This is a genomic window from Sulfobacillus sp. hq2, from assembly GCF_002903155.1.
Lineage (GTDB): Bacteria > Bacillota > Sulfobacillia > Sulfobacillales > Sulfobacillaceae > Sulfobacillus > Sulfobacillus thermotolerans.
Map to the genome: position 1 here is coordinate 99,340 of NZ_NWUL01000030.1, position 15,150 is coordinate 114,489.

At 55.4% G+C, this 15,150-nt stretch carries 15 protein-coding genes; all 15 read right to left on the reverse strand.

All coding sequences use genetic code 11. From position 1 onward, the window contains the following. Positions 1 to 91 precede the first annotated feature (91 nt). Positions 92 to 1,102, reverse strand: a complete 1,011-nt coding sequence (locus CO251_RS06030) for an HAD family hydrolase (RefSeq protein WP_103374897.1) — start codon at positions 1,100 to 1,102, stop codon at positions 92 to 94. Beyond that, entirely contained in the window at positions 1,099 to 2,373 is a 1,275-nt protein-coding gene (gene eno / locus CO251_RS06035; protein ID WP_103374898.1) for a phosphopyruvate hydratase, read from the reverse strand. The genes CO251_RS06030 and eno overlap by 4 nt, the downstream gene beginning before the upstream one ends. A 379-nt stretch (positions 2,374 to 2,752) precedes the next feature. Continuing rightward, complete coding sequence (tpiA, locus tag CO251_RS06040) at positions 2,753 to 3,568, reverse strand: triose-phosphate isomerase (protein ID WP_369825234.1); 816 nt, start codon at positions 3,566 to 3,568, stop codon at positions 2,753 to 2,755. After that, a complete protein-coding gene (gene pgk, locus CO251_RS06045) occupies positions 3,531 to 4,733 on the reverse strand; it encodes a phosphoglycerate kinase (protein WP_103374900.1) in 1,203 nt (400 codons plus the stop codon). The genes tpiA and pgk overlap by 38 nt, the downstream gene beginning before the upstream one ends. After that, a complete protein-coding gene (gene gap / locus CO251_RS06050; RefSeq protein ID WP_103374901.1) occupies positions 4,730 to 5,743 on the reverse strand; it encodes a type I glyceraldehyde-3-phosphate dehydrogenase in 1,014 nt (337 codons plus the stop codon). Before gap ends, pgk begins: the two co-directional genes overlap by 4 nt. Positions 5,744 to 5,875: 132 nt before the next feature. After that, a complete protein-coding gene (gene phoU / locus CO251_RS06055) occupies positions 5,876 to 6,532 on the reverse strand; it encodes a phosphate signaling complex protein PhoU (protein WP_103374902.1) in 657 nt (218 codons plus the stop codon). Positions 6,533 to 6,556: 24 nt separating this feature from the next. After that, on the reverse strand, positions 6,557 to 7,351 hold the full coding sequence (pstB, locus tag CO251_RS06060) for a phosphate ABC transporter ATP-binding protein PstB (RefSeq protein WP_103374903.1): 795 nt from the start codon (positions 7,349 to 7,351) through the stop codon (positions 6,557 to 6,559). After that, positions 7,333 to 8,184: a PstA family ABC transporter permease gene (locus CO251_RS06065; protein WP_103374904.1), complete on the reverse strand. Its 852-nt coding sequence runs from the start codon at positions 8,182 to 8,184 to the stop codon at positions 7,333 to 7,335. The genes pstB and CO251_RS06065 overlap by 19 nt, the downstream gene beginning before the upstream one ends. Continuing rightward, on the reverse strand, positions 8,181 to 9,029 hold the full coding sequence (locus tag CO251_RS06070; protein ID WP_158246205.1) for a PstC family ABC transporter permease: 849 nt from the start codon (positions 9,027 to 9,029) through the stop codon (positions 8,181 to 8,183). Before CO251_RS06070 ends, CO251_RS06065 begins: the two co-directional genes overlap by 4 nt. Next, on the reverse strand, positions 9,019 to 9,849 hold the full coding sequence (locus CO251_RS06075; protein WP_103374906.1) for a substrate-binding domain-containing protein: 831 nt from the start codon (positions 9,847 to 9,849) through the stop codon (positions 9,019 to 9,021). Before CO251_RS06075 ends, CO251_RS06070 begins: the two co-directional genes overlap by 11 nt. Continuing rightward, positions 9,846 to 11,228 (reverse strand): ATP-binding protein, encoded by a 1,383-nt coding sequence (locus CO251_RS06080; protein WP_103374907.1) that lies wholly within the window; start codon positions 11,226 to 11,228, stop codon positions 9,846 to 9,848. Before CO251_RS06080 ends, CO251_RS06075 begins: the two co-directional genes overlap by 4 nt. 73 nt (positions 11,229 to 11,301) lie before the next feature. Then, entirely contained in the window at positions 11,302 to 12,012 is a 711-nt protein-coding gene (locus CO251_RS06085; RefSeq protein WP_103374908.1) for a winged helix-turn-helix domain-containing protein, read from the reverse strand. A 43-nt stretch (positions 12,013 to 12,055) separates the two neighbouring features. Further along, on the reverse strand, positions 12,056 to 12,898 hold the full coding sequence (locus CO251_RS06090; RefSeq protein ID WP_103374909.1) for a hypothetical protein: 843 nt from the start codon (positions 12,896 to 12,898) through the stop codon (positions 12,056 to 12,058). After that, the gene (locus CO251_RS06095) at positions 12,895 to 13,998 is read right to left on the reverse strand and encodes a M20/M25/M40 family metallo-hydrolase (RefSeq protein WP_158246206.1); all 1,104 of its coding nucleotides are present in this window, start codon (positions 13,996 to 13,998) and stop codon (positions 12,895 to 12,897) included. Before CO251_RS06095 ends, CO251_RS06090 begins: the two co-directional genes overlap by 4 nt. Continuing rightward, positions 13,982 to 15,142: an o-succinylbenzoate synthase gene (gene menC / locus CO251_RS06100; RefSeq protein ID WP_103374911.1), complete on the reverse strand. Its 1,161-nt coding sequence runs from the start codon at positions 15,140 to 15,142 to the stop codon at positions 13,982 to 13,984. The genes CO251_RS06095 and menC overlap by 17 nt, the downstream gene beginning before the upstream one ends. Positions 15,143 to 15,150 lie beyond the last annotated feature (8 nt).

Sequence of the window (15,150 nt, forward strand, 5' to 3'; positions counted from 1 at the left end):
GATACAAAACCGCCGAAAGGAATGTTCCAGGGGCATTTTGGCAGCGAAAGCAAAAAATCCCGGGCCATAGCCCGGGGCAGGAATTTTCTTGTTAAGCCGTGCGCTGGCGGCGCCGTGTCAGCCATGTCAACAATTGGCTCACGCTATGTGCCATCAAATCCACGCCACGCTCTTGAAAAAGTCCGTACGCCATGGGACCGGGAGATCCATTCAGCATGCCGCAAAATAAGCACGGCGGATCATCTAAAGAACGCTCCGCCTCGTAGCGCGAAGCCGCCTGCCAGTCATCTAGATTGTCCCCCACATAAATCATCAACCGCGGCGACAGCGCACGCGCAATATTGACCAAGCCTTGCGGATCGGGTTTGTGAACTCCCCTATCCTCCGTCATCATGGCCTCTGGTGTCCAAATGCCTTCAAGTCCGGACGCGCGCATCGCCATCTGGGCCTCGCCAAAATTCCGCCCCGTATAAAGTCCGTATCTAAAAGGCGCCCTCAACAATTCCTCGCGAGAAATCAGGGCATGCTCTTGGTGCATAAGCCCTTGGCCCTTCACCGTTTCGTTCGGTACGCCAAAGACCTCAAGCATTTCATCCCCGGCATAATACTCCATCGCCAATTGCGAAATCCGCTTGCGGTCCCAACGCTGCAAGATGTCCTCAAAGTCCTTTTCATCGACCAGCCCTTGCAAGGCGCGGCTCAATCCCTCAAGCCCCCCGCCTTGTTGTGCCACGGCCCGGGACAGACTTAAAAAGCTCGGATCCACGTGACGCAACCCTGCGATTTCCCGGCTCCCAGCCATAACCGCCTTGACCAAGAACACGAGCACCAGACCTTGAGACAGTGCCCAATCGCTGTTAAAGCCGCCTGCTGCTTTAAAATAGGCAGTTTCATCAGGCGTGACGGCCAGCTCATCGCCCACAAAGCCTTGCTCGTGCAAATAGGCGGTGACGGTTTGACAAATCACGACGGGGTAACTGCCATGGACGTTAATCAACACCCCATCCATGTCAAACACGATGACATCCGCGACTTCCGCCTGCATGGCGGCACGATTGGTCGCGAACACACCGTCACCAACTTGAGCCAGCTCGAGATTCATCGCCGAAAGGCCTCCCATCCCGCATAGGTCAACGCTGAATCGGACTGCTCAATCGTCAACAAACGATTGTATTTGGCAATGCGTTCACCCCGTGCCGGCGCCCCGGTTTTGATTTGTCCACCATTCACGCCAACCGCCAAATCCGCAATCATCGTATCTTCGGTCTCTCCTGATCGGTGCGACACCACCGCATTCCACCCGGCACTGCGTGCAAGACGAATAGCCTCGAGCGTTTCGGTCACCGTGCCAATCTGATTGGGCTTAATTAAGACGGCATTGGCACTCGCCTCATCAATGCCGCGGGCAATGCGCTCGGGATTGGTCACAAATAAATCGTCCCCCACCAATTGGATCCGGTCGCCTAAACGGTCCGTCAGGAGCTGCCAGTGGTCCCAATCGTCCTCCGACAATCCATCTTCTATGGAAATAATCGGGTAATCCCGCACCAAAAGCTGATAGTAATCAATGAGCTGCATCCCCGTGAGCAATTGGCCTTCAAATTGATAGCCATCATCTTTTTTCAATTCCGTGGCCGCAACATCTAAGGCCAACACCATATCCTCGCCTGGTTTCACATGGGCTTTCTCCATGGCTTCCACGAGGAGATCAAGCGCCTCCCGGTTGGATTCCAAGTCGGGTGCAAATCCCCCTTCATCCCCAACCGCCGTCCGCAATCCCTTGGCTTGGAGCAAAGACTTCAAAGCTTGATAGGTTTCTTGGGCCATTTGCATCGCTTCGCGGAATGTCGAGGCACCAACCGGAACCAACATAAACTCCTGAATATCCACATTGTTATCGGCATGAGCGCCACCATTCAACACATTGAGCAGCGGCACCGGCAATAATGCCGCATTGAGTCCACCAAGGTAGCGATACAAGGGCTGGCGCCGACTGTGGGCTCCCGCCGCGGCCACCGCTAAGGACACAGAAAGAATCGCATTGGCCCCTAAACGCGCCTTTTGCGGATCGCCGTCCATTTCAATCATGCGCTGGTCGATCGCGACTTGGTCAGTGGCCGACATCCCTTTCAACGCGGGAGCAATAATGGTATTCACATGGTCAATGGCCTTTAATACGCCCTTGCCACCATAACGCGCCTTGTCATGGTCCCGTAGCTCAACCGCTTCGTGCGCGCCCGTCGACGCTCCTGATGGGACCCGCGACACCACGGCCGATCCGTCCGCTAACTCCAGCTGGACCGCCAGCGTAGGATTGCCGCGCGAATCCAAAATTTCCATTGCATGAATACTACGGATGGCATCATCCATCATCGTGACTCCGACCCCTTTGCCTGCATTTTCACGACCATCAACAGTGCAGCCACGTCTTGGCAATGCAGCGGCTGCCCGCCTCTCAACACGTTAGAATGCCCACCTGCCCTCAACACCACTCCCGAAAGCTGGACGGAGCTACTCTTCGCAACACGGTCCGTGTCGATTCGTCCGTTCAACCATATCACGATTAGCACCTTTCAACAAAAAATACGGGCCGGTTCGTTGAAGAAAAGTTTCTGGACGTCCCCCAATACATCACAAGACTCCGCTCTTAGAAGACAAAAAGGGAACGGGCGGCCCATTGTCGCCGCCCGTTCTTGTCGATTACCCAGTCGTTTGTGAAAACGCCCCACAAAATCGACCCTTCTTTCTCGCGTCAGCAGCTGTTCCGGGCCATTGCCAGAAACTCTTCCACTTGCAATGATGCCCCGCCGACTAGAGCTCCGTCAATATCCTTCTCGCCCATAAACGGTCGAATATTTTTTGCGTTGACACTGCCCCCATACAATACGGGCACGTTTTCCCCTGACCCTGGCGCCATACGGTCCAACACCTCACGAATAGCGGCGGCCACATGGTTAGCTTGCCCGGGCTCGGGAACTTCGCCCGTCCCAATCGCCCAAACGGGTTCATAGGCCACGATCAAGGTTTGCATCATCTTGTCATCCACGTACGGCGCTAGAGCCTGCAATTGCCGCTCCACCACAGACAACGTACTGCCTTGACGATATTCTTGAGCGGACTCTCCAACACAGAGAATGGGCCGTAGACGCGATTGATATGCTTGCGCCACCTTCTGGCCAATCACATCATCCGTTTCGTGGAACACTTGCCGCCGTTCGGAATGGCCGATGATGACAAACTGGGCGCCCGCTTCGCGCAGAAGATAGCCTGACACAGCCCCCGTCAAAGCGCCTTCGCGTCCTAAGTCCAAGTTCTGGGCCCCGACCCCTACCGGTGTACCCGCAAACTCGCGGGCCAACGGCCAAAGTCCCGGCAACGTCGGGCAGACCACCAAAGTCGGAGGTTGGTCCCCCGCTTCAGAGAGACGCCGAATCAAGTGGCGGCCAAACGCCCGTCCTTCTTCGACGGTTTTATGCATTTTCCAGTTCGCGATGAGAAACTGTTCCCGCGTAGATGTCCCCCCCTTTCTCTCATGCCTCTGCAGGCTGGCGCAGGGCCTGAATGCCAGGCAGTTCCTCCCCTTCTAAGTAGCGCAAAGTTGCGCCTCCGCCTGTCGAAATGTGAGTCATCTTGTCCTTGACGCCCGCCTTGCTAACAGCCGCCACGGAATCACCGCCTCCGACAACTACGGAGACATTTAGGGCAGCTAAGGCCTGGGCCACCTGAATCGTGCCCTGTGCAAAGGCTTCAAATTCAAAAACCCCCATAGGCCCATTCCACAACACGGTTTGAGCTGGCTGAAGCGCCGCGATAATGGTTTCGACGGTTCTTGGTCCAATGTCTAGCGCCATCTCATCCGCGTGAATATCCGTCACCAGCGCGGCTCGGTAGGGCGTATCCGCACGGAACTCCTTGGCAACCAAGACGTCTTTGGGCAGCACCACCGTCACGCCCTTAGCCTGAGCTTGTTCCAACAGCCGTGTCGCTTCGGGAATGACGCCCTCTTCCACCAATGACGCCCCCATGGAGTATCCTTGTGCCGCCAAAAACGTGTTCGCCATTCCGCCGCCGATAATAATGCCGTCCACCAGCTCCAAGAGACGGCTCAGCAATTTGACTTTGTCTGACACTTTGGCCCCGCCAATAATCGCCCAATAAGGACGCGTGGGATGGGCCAACACGCGGTCCAGATGATCGAGTTCCTCGGCCATCAACTCCCCCGCATATGCGGGAAGATATTTCGGCACCCCTACAATGGAGGCATGCTGCCGATGCGACGTACCAAAAGCATCGTTGACATAAAGGTCGGCAAAGGAGGCCAAGCGCCTTGCCAGTTCCGGATCATTGGCTGTTTCGCCTGGGTCAAACCGCAAGTTCTCGAGCACGAGTAATTCTCCCGGCTGCAGGGCTTCTACGGCTTGGACGGCTTCATCACTTCGCGCCTCACCCGTAAGCTTCACGGGATACGTCCGCAGTTTTTGCAAATAGGCTACGACAGGCGCCAAACTGTCTTTGGCGGAGGGACCTTTGGGTCGGCCTCTATGGCTTACGGCAATCACCCGAGCCCCTTGTTCCACTAACGCATCCAACGTGGGAAGCGATCCTTGAATCCGGCTGTCGTCCGTAATTTCGCCGGTTGCCGCATCAATGGGCACATTAAAGTCGACGCGCACTAACACACGCTTTCCATAAACGGGTCCAATATCGGTAATTCGGCGAAAAGGCGTCGTCATGCGGACACGCCCTTTTCTGCAACCATTTGGCACAAGTCTGCAAGCCGGTTCGCGTAACCCCATTCATTGTCGTACCACGCCAAAACCTTGACCATGTGATCGCCCATTGTCATGGTTTCCCGACTGTCGAAAATACTGGAGTGCGGATTGCCCTTGAAGTCGGAGGAGACCAAAGGCGCGTCGCAATACTCCAAAATGCCGCGCAACTCGCTCGCCGCCGCTTCCTTAAACGCCTCATTGACCGCCTCTTTGGATAGAGGTTTGGTGGTGTTGACCGTCAAGTCGACAATGGACACTACAGGCGTTGGGACCCGCAAGGACATGCCGTTGAGTTTACCTTTCAACTGCGGTAAGACCAAATGCAAAGCTCTCGCCGCTCCCGTGCTGCTGGGAATAATATTCATAGCGGCTGCTCGTGCCCGTCTTAAATCGCTGTGGGGCAAATCGAGAAGCCGCTGGTCGTTCGTATAAGAATGCACGGTAGTCATGAGCCCGTTCTCAATGCCAAACGTTTCATCCAGCACTTTGGCGACGGGTGCTAGGCAGTTGGTCGTGCACGAAGCATTGGAGATAATTTGATGACGGGCGGGGTCATACGTCTTCTCGTTGACGCCCAACACAATGGTCGCATCTTCATGGGACGCCGGTGCGGAAATAATGACCTTCTTGGCGCCGCCACCCTCGATGTGGGCCCGAGCTTTGTTGGCATCGGTGAACAACCCGGTCGATTCAATGACAATATCAACTCCCTCATCACGCCAAGGAATCGACGCCGGATCGCGTTGCGCAAAGACTTTAATGGCGCGGCCGTTGACCACCAGATCTGATCCTTCAGCCCGCACATCCGCATTAAAAATGCCATAGTTGGAATCATATTTCAGCAGATGGGCAATCGTTGCCGCATCGGTTAAGTCATTTATCGCAACAATCTCAAATACATCCTGTTTTTGCGCAATTCGGAAAAACCTCCGACCAATGCTCCCAAATCCATTGATGCCCACTCTTATCATGGTATACCCTCCCAAGTATTGTGATAAAGCGACGCTCGTGAATATTGTAACGAAAAGAGCCGCGAACTGCACCTATTCGGACGCGAAATGAATAGAGTTTTGCCAATTTTGTGGACTGACAGGGGTGAACGGTCAGTCATTCAACTCTTTTCGCTGGCCAGTGACCATATAAATCACCCATTCGCCAAGATTCGTCGCGTGGTCGGCCACGCGTTCGATGTAATTCGCCACAAACAGCAGATACGTGCCTTGGGCCACCGTATCCGGCCGCATCCGCATGATCTCCAAGAGCTCGCGAAATACACTGGCATAGAGATGGTCGACATCATCATCTAATCGAATCATCGTCATGGCTTCTTCAATACTGCGGTGAATATAGGCATTAAGCGCTAAGCGCACCATAGAACTTGCCAATCGCGCCATTTCTGGAATGTCCACGAGCGGTTTAATTAACGGCTCTTGATTGAGCCGCACAGTTACCTTGGCGATATCTGAGGCATGGTCTGCCATCCGCTCCAAGTCGGTGATGATTTTAAGAGCCGTGGACACGACCCGCAGATCGCTGGCTAAGGGCTGCTGCAGCGCCAAAAGCGTAAGGCAACGGCGCTCAATATCCATTTCCATGGCGTCCACCCGGTCATCCTCAGCAATGACTTGTCTGGCCAACACTAAATTGCGCTCCGTTAAAGACCGCACCGCCCGGCGCAACTGATCTTCCACTAAGGCGCCCATACGAATCAATTCTTGTTCCAATTGCATTAATTCTTGATGGAATGACTGTCGAATCATACCCTGCCTCCCATACCCCCAAGCTTATTCAAAACGCCCTGTCAAAAACTCTTCCGTCCGGCGTTCTTGCGGGGCGGTAAAAATATCGTGCGTGGGCCCCATTTCCACGAGGTGGCCCTGTTCAAAAAATGCCACGAGATCCGAGACGCGCGCCGCTTGCTGCAAATTGTGCGTCACGATGACCATGGTATACCGTCCTTTAAATTGCACAATCAATTCCTCAATTTTCGCCGTCGAAACCGGGTCGAGACTCGCGGTGGGCTCGTCCAATAACAGCACATGCGGATGCACCGCCAACGCCCGGGCCATACACAGCCGCTGCTGCTGTCCCCCGGACAGCGTCATCGCGCTACGCCGCAGTTTGCCGCGCACTTCATCCCACAATGCCGATTTTTTGAGACTGTCCTCCACAATTTGGCGGAGCTTGGTCGCAGACCGCACGCCCGCCAAACGCGGGCCATAGGCCACGTTATCAAATATCGTCATGGGAAAGGGATTCGGTTGTTGAAACACCATGCCGACGGTGCGCCTGAGCGCGGTGACGTCAATGTCATCGTCCAACACATTAAATGCTCCAATGTGTACCGAACCTTTCACCCGCACCGTTGGAACCTGATCAATCATCCTGTTTAAAACCCGCAAAAAGGTCGACTTGCCGCAGCCTGACGGGCCAATGAGCGCTAACACCGCTCCTTGTTCAAGGTGCAAGCTGACATTTTCCAGCGCCTTAGCCGGCCCATACCACACCTCTAATTCTTGCACGCGAATATCCGGGATCGTGCTGACTCCCTCCCTTTTCGTTAGGCGTTTTTCAACCATTGTGCCATACGCTTGCTCCCCCACAGCACCAATACGACGAAAGCCAGCAACACCACACCCGTTGCAGCAGCTTGAGCTTGGGCATTTTGCCCCACCCCTTCTGTACGCAAAAGCCACAAATGCACAGCTAACGATTCTCCCGGCCCCCACAAAGACCAATGGACAGCGGCATTGACCCCTGCTGTATAAATCAGCACAGCCGTCTCACCCATGAGACGGGCCGTGGCTAGGCCCGCTTGTTCGACCATCTGCGGCCAGGCCAAGGGCAAGATTAAATAGCGCACCGTTTGCCAGCGCGAAGCCCCTAAAGCCCAAGATCCTTCGCGATAACGTCCGGGAATTTGCTGCAGCGCTTCCACCACATAGGCTACCGACAAGGGCCAGTTCATTAACGCCAACGCGACAATGCCGGTCATCGTTGATACCGGCCAATGCCACCGGGCGATCGCCACATCCACCACGACAAGGCCTATCACAATACTCGGCACGCTCAGCATTGTTGTCGCAAATTGATCAAAAACACGCAGCAATGGACCTTGGGACTTGACCCACTCCACCCGGTACAACCCCACCAACAGGGCTAGGGGAAAAGAAAGCAGTTCGCTGCCCCCCACCAAACTCAGGGTGTTGAGGACTTCAGGCCCTATAGCCCCCTGTCCTTTGCCCCACAAAAACGGCGCCGTAAGCGCCGGCAGCGCCTGCCAAACCAAAGGCAACAGGACCGACAATAACAGCAGCAATGCCACTATGGCCAAAGCGGCAAGTAGTCCATGCGCCGTGCGACCGTGACGCGTCGGATGAAGGCGCTTGAGATTTAATGGTTGCTCATTCATCCCCTAAGTCCCCTCCTCATCCGGTACTGCAGTCCCACTAAAACGGCCATGAGTAGCACCAACCAAATGGCCATAAAGTCCAAAGCATCATGGCCGGGCGTTTTCGGTGGCATCAGCGCTAAATCGGTCAAAAGCTGCGACGTCAACGTTGCACTAGGCTTTAGCAACGACGTCAAACGGCTTTGGCCGCCAATGACCATCTGCACGGCAATCGTCTCCCCCAAGGCTCGTCCCACTGCCACCAAAAAAGCCTGCGCCAGCGCTGGCCAAGCACTTGGCAAGACCATATGCCACAGCGTCTGATCATCGGTCGCACCTAACGCCAAAGATCCCTCCACCAGCGCGGATGGGACTTGACGCACCGCATGCAGCGCCATAATGCTGAAAGTCGGCACAATCATAAGCGCCAATACCACCCCTGCGCTGAGGGGCCCAAAGCCCGAAGTCCCGCTCAGGCGCCGCACTAGGGGCACGATGATCGTGAGTCCCCACCACCCATAAATCACAGACGGCACCGCCACAAAGACCGTCAAAAGCTGAATAAAGGTTTGCTGCATTGTTCCGCGCAAGATGCGCCCACCCGCGACGGCCAGTGCCAACACCCACGGAGCGGCCAAAATCAGCGCCAATGCGGTGACCGTGATGCTCCCTAAAATAAAGGCCAGCATACCGTAATGCCCTGCCAAGGGACTCCAATGGGTCGACAAGAGGGGCGTAATCCAGCCATTAATGACGACAAAATGCCAGGCGCCTACCGCAATCACCGCAAGAAATACAGTCCAGACGGCGATAAACAGGCCAAACGCCGCTTGAAAAATCCCTTGCGCCCACCGGTCAGCGCGCATAGACGAATCCTTGTTCAGACGCCGCATAGAAGCCAAATTGTCGCCGCCCGGGGCGGCTTTGCAAAAAGGCGGCCAAATCTTTTACCTCCTTTGGTGCTTGGGCGCGCAGATACAAAGCAGGCTCAGCATAAAGCGGCCACTGCTGCCACCTAGTGGGATCAAAAACGGTGCCCTGTAAGGTCAGGACCGTAATCTCCCTTAAGGGCGCGGTGGCTTCTACATAACCAATAGCCCCCGGCGTTTCCACGACCGTGCGCATCACCGCCCCGTTCGATAACTGGATAATGCAATGCGGTGAAAAAGGCCGGGCCCCTAAAATCCTGTGCTGCATCACATCCCGCGCGCCTGAACTTTCCGGGCGTGACACCGCAATTACAGGTAAATTGGCGCCCCCCAGCTCTCTCCAATTGACAATGTCTCCGGCAAACACCGCTCGGGCCTGATTCCACGATAAGCCCCTAATTCCTACCTGGGGCCCCGCAACCAACACAATCGGCAAGCGGCCCAGAGGGTAGCGCTGAACAGGTACCACCAGAAAGCCGGGAGGTGGTGCAAGGTCTGCCATCGCAATATCTGCTTGGCCTAATCCTAGAGCGCGCAAGCCCGCGTAGGAGCCACCCCCCGTGACAGCAACCGTCATGCCCGGATGGTCATGTTCCCACTGGGGCAGGTACGCCTTCACAAAGGGAATACAAGACGTGGCACCCATGATGCTCACGTAGCGTTGCCGCCTTTGCGCCATGGCGCTGAATCGTCCGCCCAAAGCGGCCATACTGGCCGCTCCCATCGCTATCAGAAATTGTCTGCGCGATATCATCATCCACCCTGCTCGCTCTCATACTCCATTAACCACACAATAAATTCAGTCCCGGCTCCGACCGTACTCTTTACTTCTATGCGGCCCCCATGCAGTTCCATGATATGTTTAACAATGGCCAACCCTAAGCCGGTCCCGCCCGAGGCCCGCGAACGCGCCCGATCGACGCGGTAGAAGCGCTCGAAAATTCTCGGCAAATCCTGCGCAGGAATCCCAATCCCCGTATCTTTTACGGAGATCCCCACCATATGACTCCCCACGTCCAGCGCCATACTGACTGTGATGAGTCCTCCCGCAGGTGTATACTGCACGGCATTGGCCACCAAATTCATTAAGACTTCGGCCAGCAAATCGGGATCGCCTGACACTAGTGGCATGTGCTGCGGCACGCGGTTATCCAGTGTCAACTCGGCCGCTTCAATGCGGGGCGCCAACTTGACCGCCATGGACTCCACTAAGACAGGAATATCGACAGGCTGTCTGGTCATCGGCATCGAATGATGCTCCATCCGTGACAGCGTCAGCAAGTCATCGACCAGGCGGCTCATGCGTCCTGCTTCTTCATGAATGAGTTCCAAAAACCGTCTGGCAGACGGGTCATCCGGATTATCCAAAAGCGTCTCTGTAAAACCGCGAATTACGGTCAGAGGCGTTTGCAGCTCATGACTGACGTTCGCCACGAAATCCTGGCGCATACGCTCCACTTGCTTTTGGGCGGACACATTGCGTGCGACCAATACCGCCCCCAACCCGCCAATCGGTTGGTTGAGCGCCCCGGCTGTCACTTCCACCACAAGACTGTCATTATCCGGTGGGCTCCATAACACCGTTTCCGTCCCGCCTTCTTGAGTGACCTTGGCGACGGCGTCATCGAGCGCCATATCCCGGACCACTTCCAAGAGATGGCGACCAATCACGTTGCCCGGGGGAATTCCAAAGAGTTCATACGCCGCTTGATTAATCAAGGTAATTGTGAGCCCGTGCCCTAAAATGATAATGCCATTGGCCATACTACTCAGGATGGCTTCGAGCCGCTCCTTGTCTTGCTGCAAATCCTCGGTCCGCTCCGCTAGCACCTCAGCGACGCGGTTCATTCCGTGGGCCAAAGAGTCTAGCGGGTCGGCTTGATCTAAATACACACGCGCTTGTAGATCGCCTGATGCCCACCGGTCCACCGTCTCCGTTAACTGCACCACCGTCTCATCCAACAACCGGTCTCGCTGGCGCAACCAATCTGCAAAGCGCAAGGCCCATAGCCACGCAGCAATATATAAGATCAGGGCTTCCACGGGGCCATGTGCCGTCGGCATTACAATCCCCGCTAGCGTCGCCAGCCCTAAAATCCCCAGCGGCAATAAAAAACAGCGTTTACACTTCTTCATTCCCTCACCCGGACACTTCGCCAAAGCCCCGTGCCTCTCAGGTCTTGTCGCTCCACTGCCGCCTTACCCTCCCTTAACTCGGGGCATTAGACAATTCCTTAAACCGGTAGCCAACGCCGCGCACCGTCTCAATAAAGCGGGGGGCTTGCGGATCTTCTTGCAATTTTTCGCGCAAGTGGCGAATGTGCACATCCACCGTCCGCGCATCACCAAAAAAATCTTGGCCCCAGACCCGCACCAGGAGATCATCGCGGGTAAAGGCCCGCCCCGGATTGCGCGCTAAGATAGCCAACAATTCAAATTCGGTAAAGGTCAGATGAAGCGGCTTGTTGTCCAAAAGGGCCTCCCTCTTATCCAACTCCAAGCGCAAGCCGTTACGCTCGATGTCGCCGCTCTCTTCGGTTTCCTTATCACGCGGCCTCTTCGCACGGCGCAAGATGGCTTTGACTCGGGCAACAAGCTCGCGCGGCGAAAAAGGTTTTGTGACGTAGTCATCTGCCCCGAGTTCTAATCCCAAAACTCGGTCTAATTCATCTTTGCGGGCGGTGAGCATAATCACCGGAATATCCGTTTCCTTGCGAATGGACCGACACACGTCCATCCCGGACAATCCCGGCAACATGACATCCAACACAATCAAATCCGGCTTCTCCGCCAAAGCGCGTTTTAGCCCGCGTTCACCGTCACTCTCTGTCAACACGTCAAAGCCCTCACGGCCCAAATTGTAGGCCACGAGCTCCACAATCGCGGATTCATCATCGACCACCAGCACTCGCTGCGGCATAGTGTCCTGCCTTTCTCCAGATATTTGCGTCACCCCATGCACCTTATGCCAGCTGCTTCGGGGACTGGACGATTGTTGTCGGCACAACGCGCCGCGCGACGACGTCGAGCACGAGAACGTTCAGCGCGGTCATCATCTCAATTTCCTGCTTCACATGCAGTTGCACGTCTTTTAAGATGGCGAATAAATTGCCAGACATCGAAAGGCTTACATCCAAGGCGATACTAAGACCCGCGGGAACGGTTTGCACACTCACCCGGTGAACGCGGTAAAGGCCTGGGCACTGCCGCGCCACATGCATCACCAAGGCGGTAACCACGGTATCCGAAATGTAAAAGCGGCCCAGACCGGAATACGTTGGTCGCACGATGGATTTCTCGACCATCACGGCCCGACCTTTGCGGCGGAAAATAAAGCGCAAGGGATCAATGAGATATCCCGAAAACGACTTGCGCACTTCCATCGTTGGCGCCGGGATGACATGCTTGCCCTCTTCGCGGCGAATTCGTTGGGCTAAAGCTCGTTCCTCAGACGTCGTCACCGATTCGATCAAAATCCAATGCACCGGAACGCCTTCCATGTCCAACGCCTTCAAAATCCGCTGAATCATGTGCGCTGACGTCCCTAAGATCAAAAGCGATGACAAATGCAACCGGGCAATCGCCTCTTTGATGAGCCGGGCATGCTCGGGATCGGCCAAAATCGCCCGTTTAACAGCGGCGACCATGGTCGCTTCCCGTTTGGCAGAGTATCCTGCCACAATGCGTCCTTCTGAAATCAAGAGCCCATCATCGATAATGGCCTCGGCATTCTTCTCCAAGGCAACCATCGAGGCCCGGTGGCTTTTCCCGGTTCCACTCGGACCCACCAGTGCATAAACCTTCACGGCCTCTCCTCCTTGAGGGCAGCGTGGGTGATTAACGCTTGGAGCAAATGGATGCGCGGCATGGTATAATCCCATTCCATGCGCTCGTGCAGGGCATGCGCCCCTTGTCCTACCGCGCCCAAACCGTCCAACGTGGGTGCCAAAGTGGCCGTGAAATTGCCATCGCTGGCCCCTCCGACATTGACGCCCGCCAAAACCTGACCCGTCATCTCATGCCACACGCTCGCGGCCCAATCAAACCACCAAGCCGCCTCGGGGCGCAAATCCATGGGAGGGCGACTAAATCCGCCCACATAGCGGATCGATGTGCGTGTATCGAAGTGTGGCGGATGATTCAAAGTTTCCTGCATCCGTTCCATTTCCTTCACAGTGCGCACGCGGATATCGATTTGCGCTTTCGCATGGCCCGCAATCACATTCGGACGTGTGCCGCCTTCGACGACCCCAACATTAACCGTCGTGCCTAGTACTTGGTTTTCGAGACTGCCGAGCCACAAGATTTGCTGCGCTAATTCGCGGATAGCGCTGGCGCCTTGGCGCGGATCTAGTCCGGCATGGCTGGCAATCCCGACAATTTCTAACAGGAAACTCCCCACACCCGCTCGGCCAATTTTCAAAGCACCCGCTTCCGCTCCAGGCTCAGCGACCAACACTAAAGAGGCCATTTTGGCACGGTCTTCAATGAGACTTCGGCTGACTTCACTGCCCACTTCCTCATCGGGCGTGACGAGCCAATCGAATGGCACATCCGCTGGCAGTTGGGATACAGCCGCTGCGGTATAAGCCAAGCCAGCCTTCATATCCAAGACCCCAGGTCCTGCCAAACCACCACCTGAATCTATAAATGGCATGGTCTTCAAGGTCCCTGCGGGCCAAACCGTGTCCGCATGACCTAACAGCAGAGCCCCCCCTTGTCCCCTGCGCACTTCCAAAATCGGTCCACGCGGCGTCGGATGAAACGTGCACTGTGCTCCTACTGCATCGAGTGCATCCACCACCCGCTGTTCGACCCGCTCCACTCCCTCTGCATCAAACGAGGGGGACTCGATCAATACCAAATCCTTTATCAGCTGTTTTAATCGTTCATCGTCCCAAGTCATGTTCAGGAAATCCCCCCTTTGGGCCCTGAGCAACAGCCAAGACTTCCTCATACGTACAGACGCTCTGCAACCGTTTCGCATTCACGTCCACCCCAATACCCGGCCCCGTGGGAACAGTTAAGGTTCCATCTGGGTTTAACACAAACGGGGTGGCAATAATGTCTTCGTCAAAGTAGCGATCGCTCGCGGAAGTGTCTCCTGGCAGCGTAAACCCAGCTAACGTGGTTAAGTGCAGGTTATGCGCGCGTCCCACTCCCGTTTCCAACATCCCTCCGCACCACAGCGGAAGCTGATGATCAAGAGCAAAGCGGTTGATGCCCAAAGCTTGCTGGTATCCTCCTACCCGTCCGACTTTAAGATTGATAATTTGACACGAGCCCATCTCAAAGGCCTTGCGCGCATCAGCGGGGGAATGCACCGCTTCATCTAAACAAATAGGGGTAGCGATGTGGCGAGCTAGTACGGCATGGTCCACATAATCATCATACCCTAAGGGTTGTTCGATCATCATCAAATGGAGCGGATCTAGAGCTTGCAAGGTCGAAATATCGTCCAACGTGTATGCGGAATTGGCATCTGCCATCATTGGTACCTCTGGTCCTAACGCATCACGGACCGCGGTAAGCGGTTCTAAGTCCCAACCCGGACGAATTTTAATTTTCAAGCGCCGATATCCTTGGGACCAATAATCCCGAGCCACTTTGACTAGCTCGTTGGTCGACGGTTGAATCCCAATGGACACCCCCACCGGAATGCGGTGGACCGCCTCTTGTCCCCCCAAAAGCTGAAACAGCGGCACGCCTTGAGCCCGGGCAAACCAATCCCAAATAGCCATTTCAACGGCCGCTTTGGCCATGCGGTTGCCTCTTAGCCCAGAAAGCTTTTCCCACACCGCCTCCGGGTGTGGAATATCTCCGGTCAGTCTGGGCACAATGTGGTCGCGAATAGCATAATAGACGCTGGCACTAGTTTCTTCGCTGTAAAGCGGTGCATCTGAGGCGACCGATTCCGCGTAGCCTTCAATGCCTTCCCCGCGGACGGTCACGAGCCACGTGCGTTTGTCGCGTTCAAGACCAAATGAAGTCTCAAATGGTGATTTCAATGGCAGCGACACAAATTGCAAAACCACTTGTTCAAGACGCATTGCCTATC